This window comes from Agathobacter sp. LCP21S3_B2, from assembly GCF_052118705.1.
Taxonomy (GTDB): domain Bacteria; phylum Bacillota; class Clostridia; order Lachnospirales; family Lachnospiraceae; genus Roseburia.
This window is the reverse complement of the sequence record NZ_JBQKGQ010000048.1, coordinates 1-1,093: the sequence shown is the minus strand read 5'-3', so window position 1 is coordinate 1,093 and position 1,093 is coordinate 1. Positions and strand designations below refer to the sequence as shown.

The following is a 1,093-nucleotide window of genomic DNA, read 5'->3' as shown; positions in this document are numbered from 1 at the left end:
TTGATCCGCAGATGTCTGAATGGGGAAACCCGGTACGAAGAACTCGTATCATCCATACGCCAATCCATAACGTATGGAGGGGAACCCGGTGAACTGAAACATCTAAGTAGCCGGAGGAAGAGAAAGAAACATCGATTTTGTTAGTAGCGGCGAGCGAAAGCGAAAGAGGCCAAACCGGAGTGCGTGCACTCCGGGGTTCGGACCGCATTTAAGATTCAGTGATTCTAGCAGAAAGGTTTGGGAAAGCCTGCCGGAGAGGGTGAAAGCCCCGTAAGCGAAAGGAGAGCTGACTGAGCGGAATCCAGAGTACATCGAGACACGAGAAACCTTGATGGAAAGAGCGGGGACCACCCCGTAAGCCTAAATACTACTTAGTGACCGATAGCGCATAGTACTGTGAAGGAAAGGTGAAAAGGACCCCGGGAGGGGAGTGAAAGAGAACCTGAAACCCTGTGTTTACAAGCTGTGGAAGTTCTTTAAATGAACAACCGCGTACTTTTTGTAGAACGGTCCGGCGAGTTGCGGATACTGGCAAGGTTAAGCACTTAAGGTGCGGAGCCGAAGGGATACCAAGTCTTAACAGGGCGTAAAGTCAGTATACGCAGACCCGAAACCGGGTGATCTATCCATGTCCAGGTTGAAGTTGTCGTAAAAGACAATGGAGGACCGAAGCCACATCCGTTGAAAAGGGTGGGCATGAGGTGTGGATAGGGGAGAAATTCCAATCGAACCCGGAGATAGCTGGTTCTCCTCGAAATAGCTTTAGGGCTAGCCTCGATTTAGTCTTATGGAGGTAGAGCACTGAATTTCCGCGGGGGCGTCAAAGCTTACCAAAGAATATCAAACTCCGAATGCCATGTAGATGATGATCGGGAGTCAGACTGCACGAGATAAGTTGGGCAGTCAAAAGGGAAAGAGCCCAGACCACCGGCTAAGGTCCCAAAGTGCGTGTTAAGTGGAAAAGGATGTGGGAATTCGAAGACAACTAGGATGTTGGCTCAGAAGCAGCCATACATTCAAAGAGTGCGTAACAGCTCACTAGTCGAGAGTTCCTGCGCCGAAAATGTCCGGGGCTGAAACACGACACCGAAGC

1 rRNA gene is annotated in these 1,093 nt (G+C 50.2%); it reads left to right on the top strand.

Going from position 1 to position 1,093, the window contains the following annotated elements:
• Positions 1-1,093 (top strand): 23S ribosomal RNA (locus ACTQ1L_RS15210); the annotation flags it as partial.